The following is an 18,427-nucleotide window of genomic DNA, read 5'->3' as shown; positions in this document are numbered from 1 at the left end:
GAACGCGGTGTACTGGAAGGAGTGGAAGAGCTGGCCGAACTCGTCTCCGATGAGCAGGCTCAGTGCTCTCCCTCCTTGTTCAGGTAGCGGCGCGCGTACATCTTGAGTACGTCTTCCGGAATCTCGATCAGGGTCTCGTAGTCGGGCACGTCGCCCACGTCCGCGAGCGCCTGCGGGTCGGTAACCTGCCACCCCTGCGCGATGTAGGTCACCCGGTCGGTGCGGTCGGTGGCGAACAGGGTGGGCGAGTTGCCTACCTGGGAGTCAGGGTCCTTGCCGAGGAACCGGGCGCGCATGAGGCCTCCATTGCGAGAAATTTAGTGAAGCGTTCCCATCGTCCATGGTGGCGCACCGAAGCGAGCGGGTCAACGACGGGATGTGACGCAACGCCCTTCTGGCAGGGTTGATGAAGATCAACTATCGCTTGATAGAACCAGCTTTCGGGTCATGATCGGACGGTAGCAACCGACCCGACACCACGTGCGATATAATCTCTGATCCGCACGTTTGCCCTACTGGCGGGTGGTGATCGTGAGAGCTTTGGGAGATGTCGCTTATCTTGGCCGATTTCCAGCGTCTCCAGGGCGTGCCAGAACACGATGTACGCATCAGTGACCTGCGATTCTCCGATCAGTTGACCCTGGTGTGTTCCGTGCCCCGGTTGTTGCGGACGGCCGCTTTCCCCGGGCACCACGTTTTTGTCGGGGCTCCGGCCTTCCCTGGGAATGGCTCGATGCACGGCGTGAGCACGTGCTGGTCTCGTTGGGAACGGTGACACGGGAGTCCGGTGGACGGTTTCTTCGGGTCACGGTGGAAGCTCTCGAACTGTTCGGGCATCGGTTGCGGGCGATAGGCGAACCCTCCTTCCGCACAGCGGCCGGGCGGTTGCGTCAGGATTTTGTCGCCGCCGCCGCCGCCGCTGGTGGTGGGGCCGGGGCCGCCGCGGACCGCCTCCTGGAGTTGATTGCGTCCGACTGGTGATCATGGCGTGTACTGCTTTTTCGTGCCGTTTGTACGCTTATGTCGTTATGTGGGTGTCCGGCCGCGGAGCGCCCACATCGCCTGCGGCGGGTGTCGTGTCATCCCGCCAGTCCCGGACAAGCCCGATGATGAAGATCCCGAGAAAGAGAAGCAGCAATGGTAGCAAGATCATATTTGCTCCCGGCGGAAGAGGACGGCCGACGTGGCTGGCGCCGTGACGGCGATGCGCATGCCGACCCCAGGTGCGTACCCGTTCGCGGAATACATCTCACCTGACGTCCGTATTGTGTGACGCTGCGACACGTTCAGCGGTCATCGGCGGTTGTTTCGCCGATCGGGTGGCGGCAGCGTCCGGGCTGCCGTAGCGTCGCATCGAACGTCAGCTCATCCAATGTCAGCTCATCTAATGATCAAGCGTCAGTTCATCCAATGCCAGCGCGGGAGCTTCCGCCACAAGGAGGCTGAGAGGGCGGCTGGGGTCACACCCGGGTGCCGCCGACCGCCGAACCTGTCCGGGTAATGCCGGCGTAGGGAGCCATCGCCGTGGTGCCACCCGTTGACCGATCCACCCTGACTCCCGCGCAGGTATCCGCCGCCGCGTCCACCGGGAAAACCGTGCCCACTGAAAAAACCGTACCCAAGGGGAAAACCGTGCCCACCGGGGAATTCGCGCCGGTCACGTCCGGTCCGCTGCCGGGCAGCCGCAAGACCTATCTGGTCGGTTCCGCGGACGGCCTGCGTGTGCCTATGCGTGAGGTTGTTCTGTCCACGGGTGACAGCGTCATTCTGTATGACACTTCCGGTCCGTACACCGACGCCGGTCAGGTCACCGACGTGCGCCGGGGCCTGGCGCCGCTGCGGGACACCTGGATCGTGGACCGCGCGGACACCGAGACCGTCCGCAACGGCGCGTTCGTCCGGGAAACCGAGATCGGCCAGGGCGCGCGGCCCGCGGTTGGCGTTGGCGACGGCCTGGGCGGTCGGTCATCTCGCCGGGCCCGGCCTGGGCGTGCCGTCACTCAGCTGGCCTATGCGCGCCGCGGCGAAATCACGCGGGAGATGCGGTTTGTAGCGTTGCGCGAGGGCCTGCCAGTCGAGACCGTACGCGCGGAGATCGCGGCTGGACGGGCGGTGCTACCGGCGAACATCAACCATCCGGAGTCCGAGCCGATGGCGATCGGCCGGGCATTCTTGGTGAAGATCAATGCAAACATCGGGAATTCGGCGGTGGCCTCGTCCATCGAGGAGGAGGTCGACAAGATGGTGTGGGCGACCCGCTGGGGTGCCGACACCGTCATGGATCTGTCCACCGGGCGTGACATCCACACGACCCGGGAGTGGATCATTCGGAACTCGCCGGTTCCGATCGGGACCGTACCGATCTATCAGGCGCTGGAAAAAGTCGGCGGCAAGGCCGAGGAGCTGTCCTGGGAGGTCTATCGGGACACCGTGGTCGAACAGTGCGAGCAAGGTGTGGACTACATGACCGTCCACGCCGGGGTGCTGTTGCGTTACATTCCGCTGACCGCGCGGCGCAGGACCGGGATCGTCTCCCGCGGCGGTTCGATTCTCGCGGCCTGGTGTCTGGCTCACCACCGGGAGAATTTCCTGTACACGCACTTCGCCGAACTGTGCGAGATCCTGCGGGCCTATGACGTCACATTCTCTCTCGGGGACGGTCTGCGGCCCGGATCGATCGCGGACGCCAATGACGCCGCCCAGCTCGCGGAGCTGGCCACGCTGGGGGAGCTCACCTCGGTGGCCTGGGAGCACGACGTCCAGGTCATGATCGAGGGCCCGGGGCACGTCCCCATGCACAAGATCAAAGAGAATGTGGAGCTGCAGAGCGAACTGTGCCATGACGCGCCCTTTTACACCCTTGGGCCGCTGACTACGGACATCGCGCCAGGCTATGACCACATCACCTCCGCGATCGGCGCCGCGATGATCGGCTGGTACGGCACGGCGATGCTCTGCTACGTCACGCCCAAGGAACATCTCGGGCTTCCCGACCGCGACGATGTCAAGGCCGGCGTGATCGCTTATAAGATCGCCGCTCACGCGGCGGATCTCGCCAAGGGCCATCCGGGAGCTCAGGCATGGGATGACGCGCTTTCTGACGCCCGGTTCGATTTCCGCTGGGCTGACCAGTTCCATCTCGCGCTCGATCCGGAGACCGCGCAGGCGTTCCATGACGAGACGCTGCCCGCGGCGCCGGCCAAATCGGCTCATTTCTGTTCTATGTGTGGCCCTCATTTCTGCTCGATGCGGATCAGTCAGGACGTGCGCAAGTACGCCGCCGACCACGGGCTGGAGACCGCCGAGGCGCTCGAGGCGGGTATGCGGGAGAAGGCCGAGGAGTTCACCGCCAGTGGCGGGCGGATCTACCTTCCGGTCACGGACAACAGCTGAGCTGCCGTCGATTGCCGCGCGCACGGCCTGCTGTCGATGCCGTGACAGGCCGTGCGCCGGACAACTGTGGCTACCCGGTTGGGTAGTACGTGGCCGGTGGCTTCGGCTGGTGGTCGGGGCCGGTGGCTTCGGTCGGTAGGCTGGGGATGCCCGCCAGACCGACGACCGCGCCGCTACCGGCATTTTCCTCGTGGCGCTTACCGTCCGTTTTCGTACCCATCCCGCTCGAGAAGGTGTGACCATGTCAACGGAGCAGCCCGGCGTCACGGGGCCTCAGTCCGGATACCGCGCGGACTCGCTGGCTGCCGCCGCCAGGCAGGCGCCTGATGGCACCGCCGTCAGGCTCGCCGGCCGTATCATGCTGTGGCGGCGCATGGGCGGCCTCGTGTTCGGTCACCTTCAGGACAGGTCGGGCCGCGTCCAGGTCTCGCTGTCCCGCAACGACCTCGGCGAGGAAACCGTCAAGGAGTGGTCCCGGTCCGTCAAGATCGGTGACTTTGCGGGCGTCGCGGGACAGATGTACACCACCCGTAAGGGCGAACGCACCGTTGCCGTATCCGAGCTGACCGTGCTCAATCGTACGGCGCGGGCGCTTCCGGACAAGTGGGCGGGGATGTCCAATGTGGAGGCCCGCTACCGGCGTCGTTACCTGGATCTTCTTGTCAACGCCGAGTCACGGGAGCGGTTCGAGACCCGCATCAGGATTATTCGGAGCATTCGTCGTTTCCTGGAAGACAACGACTTCCTTGAGGTGGAGACGCCGATCTTGCAGGAGGCGGCGTCGGGCGCCGCTGCCCGCCCGTTCGTGACCCGGCACAACACCCTCGGTGAGGACTTCTATCTCCGGATTTCCCCCGAGACGCTCCTCAAGCGCGTCGTGGTCGGCGGCTTCGACCGCGTCTTTGAGATCGGCCGTAACTTCCGCAACGAGGGTATGGACTCCTCGCACCTCCAGGAGTTCACCATGCTCGAGTGGTACGCGGCGTACTGGGACTACCGCGACAACATGGCTTTCGTCCGAGAGATGATCATTACTGTTCTTGACGACGTCATCGGTAGCCGGACCATCACCTACGGGGGCACCAAGCTCGACTTCGGTGCCAGCTGGCCCGAGGTCGACTATCGGACCGAGGTGGCCCGCCGGACCGGGATCGACCTGAGAGTGGTGCGTGACCTTCCGGCGTTGCGTGAGCGGGTCGTCGGGCTTGGTCTGGATGTCGGTGCGGCGCCGTCGTACGCGGGCCTGGTCGATCTGCTGTACAAGAAGACGGTTCGTCCCGATCTCATCCAGCCGTGCTTCCTGCTGCACCACCCCGCCGAGCTGGTCCCGCTGGCGCGGCGTAGCGACTCCGACCCAACCCAGCTCGACAGCTTCCAGGTCGTGGTCAATGGTTGGGAGATCGTCAAGGCCTACTCCGAGCTGATCGATCCGGTGGAGCAGCGGCAGCGTCTCGACGAACAGACCGCGCTGCGTGAGGCGGGCGATGACGAGACGATGATGATGGAAGAGGATTTCATCGAGGCAATGGAATACGGTATGCCTCCCATGTCAGGACTCGGCATTGGCATCGACCGTTTCGTCGCCCTCCTCACCGACGCCCCGACCCTCCGCGATGTCGTCCTGTTCCCCACCATGCGCGGGACAAAGGGCCAGACCGCCGGCGATGCCAGCACCGATGGCATCGCCAGTACCGACAGCACCGCCAGCTGAACACACGAGGGAGGAAAGGGCCGCTCCCGCGCGACGTGGCGTGGGAGCGGCTGGGACGACGGCAGAGGTGAGTGCGCCGGGCCGCGGTAGAACGGCGGGTTACAGACTGCGGCGAAGGTGTTCCACCGTCTTGGGCAGATCCGTGATCTCAACCTCGGTCACGACCGATCGGTCCCGCGTGCGGATCTCGACGATTCCTTCCGCCGCACGGCGTCCTATGACAATCTGTACCGGGCAGCCGAGCAGATCAGCATCCGCGAACTTCACGCCGGCGGAATTCCCGGTCCGGTCGTCCACGAGGACCTCAAGCCCCTCCGCCACCAGCGGTCCGGCGACCGAGTTGACGATCTCCTCATCGATCTTCCGGCCCAGCGGAATCACTTCGACGTCATACGGAGCAAGCGCCGCTGGCCACACGATCCCATTCTCGTCATGGTGCTGCTCGATAACAACCGAAAGAATCCGGCTGATGCCGATGCCATAGCAGCCCATCACCATGGGCGCGTCCTTGCCGTTGTCATCAAGAAATGTCGCGGCGAGAGGCACGGAATACTTGGTGCCGAGCTGGAAGATGTGGCCGATTTCGACCGACCGCTCGACCGCGAGCGGGCCCGTGCCGTCCGGCGAGGGGTCACCTGACCGGACATTGGTCACGTCCGCGTATTCGTCCGGCTCGAAGTCGCGTCCCTGGTTGCAGCCAGCCACGTGATAGTCGACTTCGTTTGCCCCGGTGCACCAGTCGCGGCCAGCCGCTACATGGTGATCTGCGACGATCCGGCTGACGTGGGCCGCAAGCCCCTGCGGCCCGACGTACCCGCGAACCAGGCCGGGGTTCGCCGCGAAGTCGCTCTCACCGAGGAGGACAGGCGCCGCTCCGAGAATCGCCGTGAGCTTGTACTCGTTGATCTCACGGTCACCCGGACAGAGGACAGCTACGATCTGATCCTGTTCGCCGCCTGAGTGCGGAATCTTGTACAGGACACATTTCAGAATCCGGCTCGCCGGCAGGTCCAGATGTGCGGCGAGTTCCTCGACTCCTGGAACGCCCGGCGTGTGGAGCCGCTGGAGCGGCTGTGTCCCAGGCTCCACCGCGATAGGCCGCTGACCGTAAGCAGCCTCCATGTTCGCGGCATAACTGCCGTTGGGCGCATAGACAAACAGATCCTCGCCGATCTCGCTCGGAGCCATGAACTCGTGGTTCACATCCCCGCCGATCTCGCCGGCCTGCGCCTCCACAGCCCGAAAACGAAGGCCACAGCGGGTGAACACACGCTCGTAGGCGTTGTACATCACGTTGTATGTGGCACGGAGCGAGTCCAGGTCCGGGTGGAAACTGTAGGCGTCCTTCATGATGAAGTCACGAGCGCGAATGAGGCCGGACCTCGGCCGCAGCTCGTCCCGGTACTTGGTCTGAATCTGGTACACACTCAGCGGCAGGTTTCGGTAGCTGCTGACCTCATGTGCGATCAGGCTGGTCACCAGCTCTTCGTGCGTGGGAGCAAGGCAGAACTCCGCTCCCTTGCGGTCTGCCACCCGGAACATCAGGTCGCCATAGTCGGCCCACCTGCCGGTCCGTTCCCACAGCTCACGAGACAGCAGCGCCGGCATCAGTATTTCCTGACAGCCGACGGCGGTCATTTCCTCGCGCACGATCTCTTCGACCTTGCGGAGAACGCGAAGCCCGAGCGGAAGGTAGGTATAGATGCCGGAAGCGACCTTCCGGACGTACCCGCCACGAACGAGCAGCTTGTGATTGGCTGTCTCAGCCTCGGCGGGATCGTCGCGAAGTGTCCGGGCGAACATGCGGGAAAGGTAATCCACGGGAAAAGACCTCCGTCACTGGGAAAGTAGCCGGCAGCCGGCGGCAAGCCGTCACGCACGAGAACGACGCCGAGTCAGCCCCGCGCGGGCAGCCCGGTCAGGGCGTGTCTGATGGATCATCGTCCGCATCGACCAACATCCATCAGATACGCCCTAGATCGGTCGACGTGCGGCCTTGACGGAGCCCACTGGGAGATCCCCTCTCGCTTGATGAGCCGGCCCTCGGCCACCAGCGCCCGGCAACAAGCTGTTCCCGGGCCCTCCAAGTCTTGACAGAGCGGCACTGACCGAGTTCCAGACCAACTTACCGCCTCTGACGACCACGGCGTCAGGCCCCCTCGCCCTCCCAGCGGCGGCCCACCGCGGCTCTCACATCGCTGCGATGTGGGGCGGCGCGGCCCGTGATGCCAGGATGACCAGCCGCTGACCGCGAGAGTCGTCACGAACCGCCTACGCCGACCGTTGCTGGCGGCGCGTTCGGCTGCGCCGGTGTTTTCACGTTGTTTGTTCGTACCAAAACAAACAACCGGTTTCCGGCTGTTGTGATCGGTAGCAACCGTACGTGTGATCTTCTCCGTTCCATCCTGGATGGGCGTGAAGTACGTGAACGTACCGGCAGGGTGGCAGGCCGTCCCGATCGGGTCACCGAACGGGACAAGCTCCGGGGGTGGAGCTGTCTTTTCATTGCCGCTGGCGGATGAGCCCACTCCGGAAGGCCGCCGAGTTGACCACGGCACTTGTCGAAGACGCCATTGGCGCGTTACATGTGCCTGAACCAGGCACATCAGGCTGCGGAGGGGAGGCAGGGACGGTCGGATGATGTATGTGACTATTTTTGATCTTGGTGCGGAGATGTCCGAGCGGATCGCCGACGTGAACCGCCAGGTGATTGTGGTCTCAGCGCCCGACCAGACGGCCACGACGAACACGGTCACTCTGTGGCAGCGCACCGATGCATGCGCCGGGTGGACTCGGGCCGCGGCTCCGCTTGCCGGCCGTAACGGGGCAAACGGCTGGTCCCTGAATCACTACGATGGTGATCTATGCAGCCCCGTGGGTGTGTTCACGCTGACGGCCGCGGGCGGGCGTCAGCCCGATCCGGGCACGCTGATGCCCTACGAGTACCGGCCGTCCTACTATCAGACCGGTGAGCCGGACATGGCGGCCGCGTTCGACTACGTGGTAGCGATTGACTACAACCGGATGCCCGGCTACCCCCCGTCAGACCCCAAGCGCCCGCTCGGTACGGCGGCCGGCGGCGGTATCTGGCTGCATGTTGATCACAATTGCGCGACCCAGGGCTGCGTCGCCGTGACGAGAGAGGGGATCGTCGCCATTCTCGCCTGGCTGTCGCCCGCCAGCCGGCCGCTGATCGTCATGGGCGACGCGGCGTCGCTCGGCAAGTAGCCTCGCGCGGCAGGCGGGAGCGCACCGGCGCGGAGCGTCTGCCGGTTCCGGCCATCCGGCCATCCGGCCATCCGGCCGCGTAGCCGGGCATCAATCAGACATTTTAGCCTGGCTGGATCAGCCGGCCGGCTTTTCCGTGTGGCCGCCGAACTGCCTGCGCATGGCCGACAGCAGTTTGTCCGCGTACAGGGCCTCGCCGCGCGAGGAGAACCGCTCGTACAGCGAGGCGGTGAGCACGTGGGCGGGCACACCTTCCTCCACCGCGGCGAGTACCGTCCAGCGGCCCTCGCCGGAGTCCGACACCCGGCCGCTGAACGACGCCAGCTTTGGATCCTCGACGAGCGCCGCCGCCGTCAGATCCAGCAGCCAGGAACTGACCACGCTGCCCCGGCGCCACACCTCGGCCACCTCCGCGGTGTCGATGTCGTACTGGTAGTACTCGGGGTGCGCCAGCGGGGTGGTTTCGGCGTCATGCTCGCCGGTGTGTTCCCGGCCGATGCCGGCCTTGTTCAGGATGGCCATCCCCTCGGCGAAGGCGCCCATCATCCCGTATTCGATGCCGTTGTGGACCATCTTCACGAAGTGCCCGGCCCCGTTCGGCCCGCAGTGCAGGTAGCCCTTTTCGGCCTGGGTCGGTGCACCGGCGCGGCCCGGCGTGCGCGGTGCCGTCGTCAGCCCCGGAGCGATCGTGGCGAACAGCGGCTCGAGGCGGGACACGACGTCACGCTCACCTCCGATCATCAGGCAGAAACCGCGTTCCAGCCCGAAGACCCCCCCAGAGGTGCCGACGTCGACGTAGTGGATGCCCCGGCCGGCGAGCTCGGCGGCCCGGTCCACATCGTCGCGGTAGTAGGAGTTGCCGCCATCGAGGATGACGTCGTCGGCTTCGAAGTGTTCAGCGAGCGCGAACACGGTCTCGCCGGTGATCCCGGCGGGGAGCATCACCCAGGCCGCGCGGGGGACGGTGAGCTTCGCCGCGAACTCCGCGAGTGTGCTGGCACCGGTCGCGCCCGCGGCCGCCAGCTGCTCCACCGCCGCTGGGTTGACGTCGTAGACGACGCAGTCGTGCCCGTCCCGCATGAGCCGGCGTACCAGGTTGGCGCCCATCCGGCCAAGGCCGATCATCCCGAGCTGCACGAGATCTCCCGTAGTCGTTGGACTGGTGCGGTGCGGTGCCAGCGGCGCCCGTTTCATTGTCGCGCGGCCTACCAGCCATGACACCGCACCGCCGGAGAGTCCTGGTGATCGTTGTGCCACACGGCCCGCGGCGTCGGGACTCCGGCCGTGTACCCCTCGTGGCCCGCGGCCGGTGGGTGGCGCGGTGGGTTCAGGCGGGGGAGGCTGCGAGTGCGCCCGCGCGTTTCGCCTCGTGCTTGCGGGCGAGGGCGTCGATCGCCTCAAGGTAGCGCTCGACGTTCGTCCGGGCCTGCTCGGCCGGCGCGTCGAGGCCGTCGAGGTCGAAGAACTTCCAGTGCCGCAGGAGCGGCGTAACGACCTCGTCGTGGTGGATGCGGAGGTCGTAGATCCCGGCTCGGGCGATCAGCTTGGCCTTGCGGTCGAAGTCCTCGATGCCCGTCCCAGGCATCTGGAAGGCCACGATCTCCTCGGCGATGGCCCGCACTGTGGCGGACGGGTCAATCTCCAGCGCCGCGCTGATCAGGTTTCGGTAGAAGATCATGTGGAGGTTCTCGTCGGCGGCCACCCGGGCGAGCAGCTTCTCCGCCACGGGGTCCTGGGTGAACCGCCCCGTGTTGCGGTGGCTGATCCGTGTTGCCAGCTCCTGGAAGGACACGTAGGCGATGGCGCGCAGTGGCGTCTTGCCGCCGCCGTCGAACCCCTGCTGCATCTGCTTCATGCGGCCCCGCTCAAGGGCAACCGGATCGACACCACGGGTTACCATCAGATAGTCACGCATCGCGATGGCGTGGCGTCCCTCCTCCGCCGTCCAACGGTGCACCCAGGTACCCCAGGCGCCGTCCCGGCCGAAGGTCGTCGCGATCACATGGTGGTAGCTGGGCAGGTTGTCCTCTGTGAGCAGGCCGACCTCGAAGGCGACCTGGGCGATGTCGGACAGCCTGGACTGCTCCGGTTCCCACGGCAGGGTGTCGAAGTCACTGCCCTGGCTCCAGGGGACGTACTCGTGCGGCATCCATTCGGCGGCCAGGCCCAGGTGGCGGTCGAGGTTGGTCGCGGCGACGGGCTCAAGCTCACGCAGGAGGTCGATGTCTGTGAAGGAGGTCATGCGCATACCCTGACAGGTCAACTGGACAGCGGACTACGTCCTGTGGGCGGGATTGAAGCCTGAAAACTGTTCTCTATGAACAGTTCCGCAGGCCTGGCGGGCGGCGGGAGAGCGCCCGGCGCTCATAGCGGGGATCGCTTACCGAACGCGTCGAACTGTCGCGGAGATCGTGTCAGGACGACATCGCGGCCACTGTCAACGGACCGAGCGCGCACCGGGCGTGGTCGACCAGCGCGGCTACGCCGGCATACCCGGCCTGCTCGATTTCCTGGCACAGGCGGGCGATGTCGCGGCGTGTCATCCCGGAGTCGATGGTTGCCGCGTGGGCGACAGCCTCGTGCCCGAGGGCGATGGCCTGCTCGGGGTGGCCTGTCCTGACATGGGCGACACCCAGCCTGGTGAGGAACTCGACCCGGTTCCGCGGGAACTCGTCGTCGAGGGCGTCAAGGTCGTTGAGGGCCGCCTGGAAATGGGGTATCGCCTCGTCCGGGTCGCCGCCGGACAACAGGGCCTCACCAGCGGCGAACGAGATGTCCTTGCGGCCGGCCCAGTACATGTAGGGAGGGTTCTCATCCGGATGAACAGCGTCGATCAACGAGTAGGCGAGTGTGGTCGCGGCCACTGACTCCGCATGGTGACCGGTGCGGCTGTGAGCGACAGCCAGGTCGGCGGTGATCACAGCTCGTTCGATGGCGCTCAGCATGCTGCGGGCGCCGTCCTGGGCCGACTGGAGCAGGGTGATCGCGTCGGCCGGTTGCCCGTACCACGCCGCCTGTTCCGCCATACAGCGCAGGATGTTCGCGCCGAGAGCGGGCGCATCCGCCTCGTGGGCGGCCCGAAGCGCCACGAGCCAGCATCGCTGCGCGGCACCGTACTGCCCGACGTCGTACATCGCCCAGCCGGCCAGCCGGGCCAGCTCGGCGGCGACCGCGTACAGCCGGGCTTGGTGGATGTCGTTGTGGATGCCGGTCCGCAGCAGCCGGACGGTGATACCGAGCTCGGTGATGGACAGCGCGTGGACATCGCCACCGCCGAGGACGTCGCTCATCCGCCGCAGGGCGTCGACGCGCTCTTCAAAGCCGCGTACGAGGGGATCGTCGACAAGCTGGCCGACGGCGGCGGCCCGGCGCTGGCATGCCCGTGCGGTGAGCCAACGCTCGGCGGCCGAGTCAAGGGAGGAGCCGGACACCGGGAGGAAGCGGCGTGGCCGCTCGGTACGAGTCATCTCCGCCAGCCCGCGGGCTAGCCCGTCGTCCGCCCACAGCAGATCAAAATCGACGTTCGCGGGTGTGAGCTGTTCGACGGGCAGCGGTTCCGAGGCATCGTGATGGTGGCGGAGCGTATGCGGATCCCATCCTGAGCGTGCGTGTATTGTCACGGCGGGTTTCTCCCGTCTCCGGGCAGAGCTACTGTTGATCGTAGCCGTGCGAAAACAGCGCCTTAGAGCGCGTGTGAGATCGTCATTCCGGCTCGCCGCGTCCAGGCGCCCCCTGGCTGCGTTGTCGGCCAAACCGATACAACTCATCCGGTATCGCTTCGGCCTTCCGCCTTGCCAGGGGGCGCCTGGAGGCGGCTCGCTGATCGAAAGCCCGATCTCGCACACGCTCTTTAGCGGCTCCAGCAACAGGACTGTCCGGCTCGCGGTGCCCGGGTGGCGCCTCGCACCATCGCTCCCCGTCCATCGCCGCGCGATGGACGGGTACCCCGGTTCGTCGGTCGACGCCCAGTACCTCCGGCGTCTCCCTCCGCAGCCTCGCGATGCGCGCACGCCAACCTCGTTCCTTGGGCCATGCCCCTATTGCCGGTCGCTCTTACTCCGGTTGCTGTTCCCCCTGAATGATCCCGTGGTTTTTTCTTGGCAGGACTCGGGTCCGGGTGGTATGGCCTGCCTCCCGGATCTGTGCCAGCCGATATGCGGGAGGCGAACCCGGGGGCGCGTAACCCGCCAATGCCGTGGTCGGTATTATGTGGTGCCCATGGCGGTCGCCCGCTCTCGTGGGTAATCGGGCCATGGCCCACTCGCTGGTCGGTGCCGCGGGTAGCTGAATGTGGACACACCTCCAGAAGAGGCAGACTCCGTAACGGGAGACACGGCGGGCCGGTCCGATCTTCCGCGAACAGTGGGTTCCTTCGGGGCCGCTGCCCGCGCGAACGGCATGATGATCGCGCAGCCTTCGGTCGCTAAGGTCTTGCTACCCGAAGAATCTACCACTTATGCCGGTCATGCTCACTGGTCATGCCCTGCCTGGTGGGTCCGATGCCGGCGGATACAGTTACACGTTATCGATGTATTCACCGGCCAGAAATGCATTCACCGGTTTGTTCCCGCTGTTTATCGCGTTACCACGAGCCGTCTTTCTGGGGTCATGCTGATAATCCCTCGAACGGTGCTTTCTCGAAGGGGCGGCGCCTTGCTGCCGCCTTTTTGCCGTCTCGGGAGTAGCTCTTGACCTCGTTGAACAGCGTGGAGCAATCGCGGCGTTCCTCGCTGTTATCGGACGCTGGTGCTGTTTGCACAGCGTCCTGCCGACATCTTTGGTGTCGTTTTCCGGACCGTCGACGAGGTATTTCGCCGGGGCGGGCGCCGCCCTCAGCCAAGGGCGGGTTCGGGAGCCCCGGGCCGGAGCCGGCCGCCGCCGCGCACGTCCGGGGCACCGAGCCGGGCCGCGTCGGCGGTCTGGTCATCCGCCTGCCGCTGGGACTCGCGCTCGGCCGCCACCCGCGCCCGGTAGTGCTCGATCTCGGTGGCGGCGGTCGTGCGGTCCCAGCCCAGCTCGGGTCCGACCAGCTCGGCGACGTGCGCGGCAGCTTCGGCACCCCGGTCCCAGGCCTCGATCGAAATCCGGGTCCGGCGGGTGAGTATGTCGTCAAGGTGCAGCGCACCTTCGTGGGACGCGGCGTACACGGCCTCCGCCGCGAGGTAGGTGCTGGCCCCGCACAGCGGCCGTCCGAGGGCGGGGCGTTCCGCGATGAGGTCGAGGACCTCCCGCGTGAGGCTGCCGTAACGCCCCAGCAGATGCTCGACCCGCGCCACGTGTACCCCGCTCCGGTGGGCGAGGGTCTCCCGGGCGTTCCACAACGCCTGGTAGCCCTCGGCGCCGAGCAGCGGTATCCGGTCGGTGCAGGACAGCGGCACGTACCGGTTCATCCCGGCCAGCGCGGAGTCGACCGCGTCGCGGGCCATCACTCGGTAGGTCGTGTACTTCCCCCCGGCGACCATGGTCAGACCCGGCAGCGGCGAGACGACCGCATGCTCCCGGGACAGCCGTGAGGTGTCCTCGGACTCGCCGGACAGCAGCGGGCGCAGCCCGGCATAGACACCGGTGATGTCCTCGGTGCTCAGCGGCGTGCGCAGCACCCGGTTGACGTGCGTCAGCACATAGTCGATGTCCGCGCTGCTGGCGGCGGGGTGCGCGAGGTCGAGGTTCCAGTCCGTGTCCGTGGTCCCGATGATCCAGTGCGAGCCCCAGGGGATCACGAACAGCACGCTGCGGCGGGTGCGCAGGATCAGCCCGGTGGTCGAATTGATCCGGTCGCGGGGCACCACCAGGTGGACGCCCTTGGACACCCGGACGGACAGCTGGCCGCGGCCGCCGGCCATGGCCTGGATGTCGTCGGTCCACACTCCCGCCGCGTTGATGGTCTGGCGTGCCCGGACATCGATCTGCCCGCCGTTCTCGAGGTCGTCGACACGTACTCCGGTGATCCGTTCACCTTCCCGCAGCAGCCCCGTCACCCGGGCGCTGGTGGCGATCAGGGCGCCGTAGTGGGCGGCGGTGCGGGCGACGAACATGGTGTGCCGCGCGTCGTCGACCTGGGCGTCCCAGTACTGGATCGCGCCCACCAGGGAGCCCGGTTGCAGGGACGGCGCGGCGCGCAGCGCGGCCTGCCTGGTCAGGTGGCGGTGGTGCGGTACGTTGCGGCGGCCACCACTCAGGGTGTCGTAGAGCAGCATCCCACTGCCGACGTAGGCGCGCTCCCACATCCGATGAGTGATCGGGAACATGAAGGAGGTCGGGCGTACGAGGTGCGGGCACAGGGTCGCGAGCAGAAGCGCCCGTTCGCGCAGCGCCTCGGCGACCAGCGCCACGTTGCGCTGCTCGAGGTACCGCAGCCCGCCGTGGATGAGCTTGCTGGACCGGCTGGATGTGCCGGCCGCGAGATCTCGCGCCTCGACCAGGGCTACCGACAGCCCGCGGGTGGCCGCGTCGAGCGCCACCCCCGCCCCGGTGACGCCGCCGCCGATGACGACGATGTCGAAGACCTCGGCCTCCATCTGGCGCAGGGCGTCGTTCCTGGTGGTGGGGTTCAGCCGGGCCGGAGCAATCATCGTCTTCCCCGTTTCCGGAGGGTGGCTGCCAGATAGGGCGCGGACACACGTCACATCGTGCCTGCCGCGAATAAACTCCGCATGCCGCGTTGCGCACACTCCACCGCAGGAGCCGCCTGATGGATCTTACCTTCACGCCCGCGGAGGAGCGGTTCCGCGTGGAACTACGCGCCTGGCTGGCGGACAACATCCCGCCGCGGTGGCGGTCGCGGTCGTTCTGGTCGGCCATCGACGCGGCGGAGGCGTTCGAGCTGCGCAGGGACTGGGAACGCCGCAAGTACGACGCGGGGTTCGCCGGGATCTCCTGGCCACGGGAGTACGGCGGCCGTGGCGGGACACCCGGCATGCAGGCGATCTACGACGAGGAGACCCAGCGGGCCGGGGCCCCGCCCACCGTCAACGCCCTCGGTCTGGCCTTTCTCGCGCCCACCGTCATGGCGATCGGCACTGACGAGCAGAAGCGCGACATCATCGGCCCGATGCTGCGCAACGAGGTGATCTGGTGCCAGGGCTTCTCCGAGCCGGGCGCGGGTTCGGACCTCGCCGCGTTGCGCACCACCGGCGTGCTCGACGGCGACGAGTTCATCGTCAACGGCCAGAAGGTCTGGACGACCAATGCCGTGTACGCGGACAAGATGTTCGCGCTGGTCCGCACGGAGCCCGGCTCCCAGCGGCACCGCGGCATCTCGATGCTGCTCATCGACATGCGTTCCGACGGGGTCGACGCCCGGCCGCTGCGCCAGCTCAGCGGCGCGAGTGAGTTCGGCGAGGTGTTCTTCACCGATGTCCGGGTGAAGGTCACCGACTGCCTGGGCGGGGCTGGTGACGGCTGGTCGACGGCGATGCTGCTGTTGTCGTTCGAACGCGGCGCCTCCGGCATCGCCCAGTACACCGCCTTCCGCGGCCAGTTCGACGAGATCGTGGCCGCGGCGGCGGCCTTCGGGCGTACCGGCGACCCGATCCTGCGCCAGCGGCTCGCCAGCCGGATCGTCGAGCTCGAGTGTCTGCGCTACCACTCCATGCACATACTCACCCAGATCGAAAAGGGCGCGGAGCTCGGGGCTGAGTCGTCCCTGACCAAACTGCAGTGGTCGCACACGCATCAGGAGCTGTGGGAGACCTTCGACGACCTGCTCGGTCCGGAGGCGACGCTCACCCGGCCACGGCCCGACGCCGACCTACGCGGTATGCAGCACGAGGCGATGTGGTCGCGTTCGGTCACGATCTGGGGTGGCTCCTCGCAGGTGCAGCGTAACATCATCGCCGAGCGGCTCCTCGGGCTGCCCCGATGACCTTTCCGGCCGTCGTCGATAGGACCAGCCATGTACTTCGCACTCACCGACGAGCAGCGTGCTCTGGGTGAAACCGTCCGTGCCTACCTCGCCGACCGGTTCGACCTGACAGCCGTCCGTGCCGTGTTCGAGGACCAGCACGGCGACGGTAACCCCACCGAGCTGTGGAAGGCCATCGGCGCGTATGGATGGCTCGCTGTCTGCGTCCCCGCGGAGCACGACGGCCTCGGTCTTGGCCTGGTGGATGCCCAGGTGGTTGCCCGCGCGTTCGGCGCGGGAGCCGTACCCGGGCCGTGGCTGCCGACCGTGCTCGCGGGTGAGGCGCTGCGGCTTGCGGGTTCGGACGAGCAGAAGAGGTCCTTGCTGCCCGCTGTCGCCTCGGGCGCGCTCGTGGCCACGGTGGCGCCGCGCGGGCCGGCCGGCCGCTACGATCCCTCGGGCGTACGGGTCACGGCTGACGAGGCGGGCCGGCTGACCGGATCGGCTCTGCCGGTCGAGTACGCCGAGACCGCACAGATCATCGTGGTGGCCGCCGTGGAACCGGCTGGCGAGGTCGGGCTGTACCTGGTGGAACCGGAGCTGCCGGGGGTCGCCGTGACCGGGCTGGAAAACTACGACGGCACGGTACGCACGGCTTCGGTGGTGCTTGACGGCGTCCCCGGGCAGCGGTTGCCTGGCTCGTCCACGGCCGTCTTTAGCGATCTTCTCGACCGGGGTGCGGTGCTCACGGCGGGGGACCTCGTCGGCCTCGCCCGGGAGGCGCTGCGGCGCACGGTCGCCTATGACCGCGACCGGGTGCAGTTCGGCCGGGCGGTCGGATCCTTCCAGGCGCTCAAGCACCATCTCGCCGACCTGCATGTTGCCGTGACCATGTCCGAGCACGCGGTGCTGTACGCGGCACACGCGCTGGACGCCGGGCTTGCGGACTGCCGGCTCGCGGTCGCTGTGGCCAAGAGCAAGGCCTCGGACACCGCCCGGGAGGTGACCGCCGCGATGATCCAATATCACGGCGGGATCGGCTACACCTGGGAGCACGACGCCCACTTCTTCTACAAGCGTGCCAAACGCGAGGTTTACAGTTACGGCGATCCGGTCCAGCACCGGGACCGGATCGCTGCCCTGACCATCGGCCGGATCCCCTCGACCACCGTGGACGGGGTCCCACCGACGCTGGCCGTGCCCTGATCAGCCGAGGGCGGCGTGACGATGTTCGGAAGCCCACCGTCCGCTATCCGTCCGGCGCGGCCAGCAGCGCTTGGACGTGGGGGAGCGCGGCGGCACGGTCGGCTGGCACCAGACCGATGCGGGTGCGCCGGTCGAGTAGGTCACCGGCGTCCAGGGCGCCCTCGTGCCGCAGCGCGAACAGTATCTCCGCGCCGGTGGTGTCCACCCGGCCGCACAGCGGCGCGAGAAGCCGCGGATCACCCCGCGCCTGCGCGACCACGGTGGGTGCCTCGGTGCCGTAGCGGGCGACCAGCCGGCGCGGCGCGGCCACTTCGGCGAGCGTCGACCACCCGGCCGCGCCCACCAGCGGCAGGTGCTGGGTCCGGCACGGCCCAGGGCGCAGCCCGCGCGCCCGCGCCAGCTCGTCCACGGTGTCGGCGGCCATCCGCCGGTAGGTGGTGAGCTTGCCGCCGACGATGGTCACCACGCCATCGGCCGAGGTGATGACGGCATGGCGACGGGAGAGGTCGGCGGTGCGCCCGGACGCCCCGGACGCCCCGGCCGGCAGCGGGCGTAACCCGGCGAAGGTGCCCAGGATGTCAGCCTGGTCAACGGGTACCGCCAGAACGCCGGAGATGACCTCGCGCAGGAACTCGGTCTCGGCCGGAGTCGCGGCCGGGGTGTCGGTCACGGCGTCGACGGGTTCGTCCGTGAGCCCGACGTAGACCCGTCCGCCGGGCTGTGGCAGCGCGAACACGTACCGGTTGTGCTCGTGCGACACCGGCACGGTGATCGCCGTCCGGAGCCCGCCGAAGGCGCTGTCCGCCACGACGAGGTGGCTTCCGCGGCTCGGGCGCACATGGACGTCGCCGCACAGCTCGCCAGCCCAGACCCCGGTCGCGTTCACCACAGCGCGGGAGCGCACCGTGACCGCCGAGCCGGTGAGCGTGTCGATCGCGGTGGCACCGTCGCCGTCGACGGCGACGGCCCGGCAGCGGGTGATTATCCGCGCGCCATGCCTGGCCGCTGTCCGTGCGATCGCGACGACCAGGCGCGCGTCGTCGACG

General features: G+C 67.3%; 14 protein-coding genes and 1 riboswitch. Of the genes, 6 read left to right on the top strand and 8 right to left on the bottom strand.

Annotation, left to right across the window (positions count from 1 at the left end; translation table 11 throughout):
• Positions 1-59 precede the first annotated feature (59 nt).
• Positions 60-296: a hypothetical protein gene (locus MJ777_RS04135; protein ID WP_239346050.1), complete on the bottom strand. Its 237-nt coding sequence runs from the start codon at positions 294-296 to the stop codon at positions 60-62.
• 454 nt (positions 297-750) lie between these two features.
• Here MJ777_RS04135 and MJ777_RS22995 point away from each other — a divergent pair, with 454 nt between their 5' ends.
• A complete protein-coding gene (locus MJ777_RS22995; protein WP_370652639.1) occupies positions 751-981 on the top strand; it encodes a hypothetical protein in 231 nt (76 codons plus the stop codon).
• Between the two features lie 37 nt (positions 982-1,018).
• Here the strand turns inward: MJ777_RS22995 and MJ777_RS22690 are convergent, their stop codons facing one another.
• Positions 1,019-1,153 carry a hypothetical protein gene (locus tag MJ777_RS22690; protein WP_255720251.1) on the bottom strand — a complete coding sequence of 45 codons (135 nt, stop codon included), beginning with the start codon at positions 1,151-1,153 and terminating at the stop codon, positions 1,019-1,021.
• 255 nt (positions 1,154-1,408) lie between these two features.
• Positions 1,409-1,532: riboswitch (TPP riboswitch) on the top strand.
• 19 nt (positions 1,533-1,551) lie between these two features.
• Between MJ777_RS22690 and thiC the strand changes: the two genes are divergently transcribed.
• Positions 1,552-3,393 carry a phosphomethylpyrimidine synthase ThiC gene (gene thiC / locus MJ777_RS04125; RefSeq protein WP_370652642.1) on the top strand — a complete coding sequence of 614 codons (1,842 nt, stop codon included), beginning with the start codon at positions 1,552-1,554 and terminating at the stop codon, positions 3,391-3,393.
• 241 nt (positions 3,394-3,634) lie between these two features.
• A complete protein-coding gene (gene lysS, locus MJ777_RS04120) occupies positions 3,635-5,104 on the top strand; it encodes a lysine--tRNA ligase (protein ID WP_239307900.1) in 1,470 nt (489 codons plus the stop codon).
• Positions 5,105-5,203: 99 nt separating this feature from the next.
• Here lysS and MJ777_RS04115 read toward each other — a convergent pair whose 3' ends face one another.
• Complete coding sequence (locus MJ777_RS04115) at positions 5,204-6,925, bottom strand: proline--tRNA ligase (RefSeq protein WP_239373293.1); 1,722 nt, start codon at positions 6,923-6,925, stop codon at positions 5,204-5,206.
• 825 nt (positions 6,926-7,750) lie between these two features.
• Between MJ777_RS04115 and MJ777_RS04110 the strand changes: the two genes are divergently transcribed.
• The gene (locus MJ777_RS04110) at positions 7,751-8,332 is read left to right on the top strand and encodes a L,D-transpeptidase family protein (RefSeq protein ID WP_239373283.1); all 582 of its coding nucleotides are present in this window, start codon (positions 7,751-7,753) and stop codon (positions 8,330-8,332) included.
• A gap of 117 nt (positions 8,333-8,449) precedes the next feature.
• On the opposite strand, the gene gnd is transcribed toward MJ777_RS04110, so the two are convergent.
• The 4 genes from gnd to MJ777_RS04090 form a co-directional block, all read right to left on the bottom strand.
• Positions 8,450-9,469 carry a phosphogluconate dehydrogenase (NAD(+)-dependent, decarboxylating) gene (gene gnd, locus MJ777_RS04105; RefSeq protein WP_239307903.1) on the bottom strand — a complete coding sequence of 340 codons (1,020 nt, stop codon included), beginning with the start codon at positions 9,467-9,469 and terminating at the stop codon, positions 8,450-8,452.
• Between the two features lie 190 nt (positions 9,470-9,659).
• On the bottom strand, positions 9,660-10,574 hold the full coding sequence (locus MJ777_RS04100) for an acyl-ACP desaturase (protein WP_239373281.1): 915 nt from the start codon (positions 10,572-10,574) through the stop codon (positions 9,660-9,662).
• 172 nt (positions 10,575-10,746) lie between these two features.
• On the bottom strand, positions 10,747-11,952 hold the full coding sequence (locus tag MJ777_RS04095) for a hypothetical protein (RefSeq protein ID WP_239346053.1): 1,206 nt from the start codon (positions 11,950-11,952) through the stop codon (positions 10,747-10,749).
• 1,212 nt (positions 11,953-13,164) lie between these two features.
• Positions 13,165-14,904: a glycerol-3-phosphate dehydrogenase/oxidase gene (locus MJ777_RS04090; protein ID WP_239373279.1), complete on the bottom strand. Its 1,740-nt coding sequence runs from the start codon at positions 14,902-14,904 to the stop codon at positions 13,165-13,167.
• 119 nt (positions 14,905-15,023) lie between these two features.
• Between MJ777_RS04090 and MJ777_RS04085 the strand changes: the two genes are divergently transcribed.
• Both MJ777_RS04085 and MJ777_RS04080 read left to right on the top strand, forming a co-directional pair.
• Positions 15,024-16,196 (top strand): acyl-CoA dehydrogenase family protein, encoded by a 1,173-nt coding sequence (locus MJ777_RS04085; protein ID WP_239373277.1) that lies wholly within the window; start codon positions 15,024-15,026, stop codon positions 16,194-16,196.
• 30 nt (positions 16,197-16,226) lie between these two features.
• Positions 16,227-17,381, top strand: a complete 1,155-nt coding sequence (locus MJ777_RS04080) for an acyl-CoA dehydrogenase family protein (RefSeq protein ID WP_239307908.1) — start codon at positions 16,227-16,229, stop codon at positions 17,379-17,381.
• Between the two features lie 43 nt (positions 17,382-17,424).
• On the opposite strand, the gene MJ777_RS04075 is transcribed toward MJ777_RS04080, so the two are convergent.
• Positions 17,425-18,427, bottom strand: a 1,003-nt coding sequence (locus MJ777_RS04075; protein ID WP_239373268.1) for a glycerol-3-phosphate dehydrogenase/oxidase, incomplete at its 5' end; no start/stop codon positions are given.

The organism is Protofrankia sp. Cj5, from assembly GCF_917627405.1.
Classification (GTDB): domain Bacteria; phylum Actinomycetota; class Actinomycetes; order Frankiales; family Frankiaceae; genus Protofrankia.
Note: the sequence above shows the minus strand (reverse complement) of the source record. Positions and strands in the feature narration are given on the sequence as shown.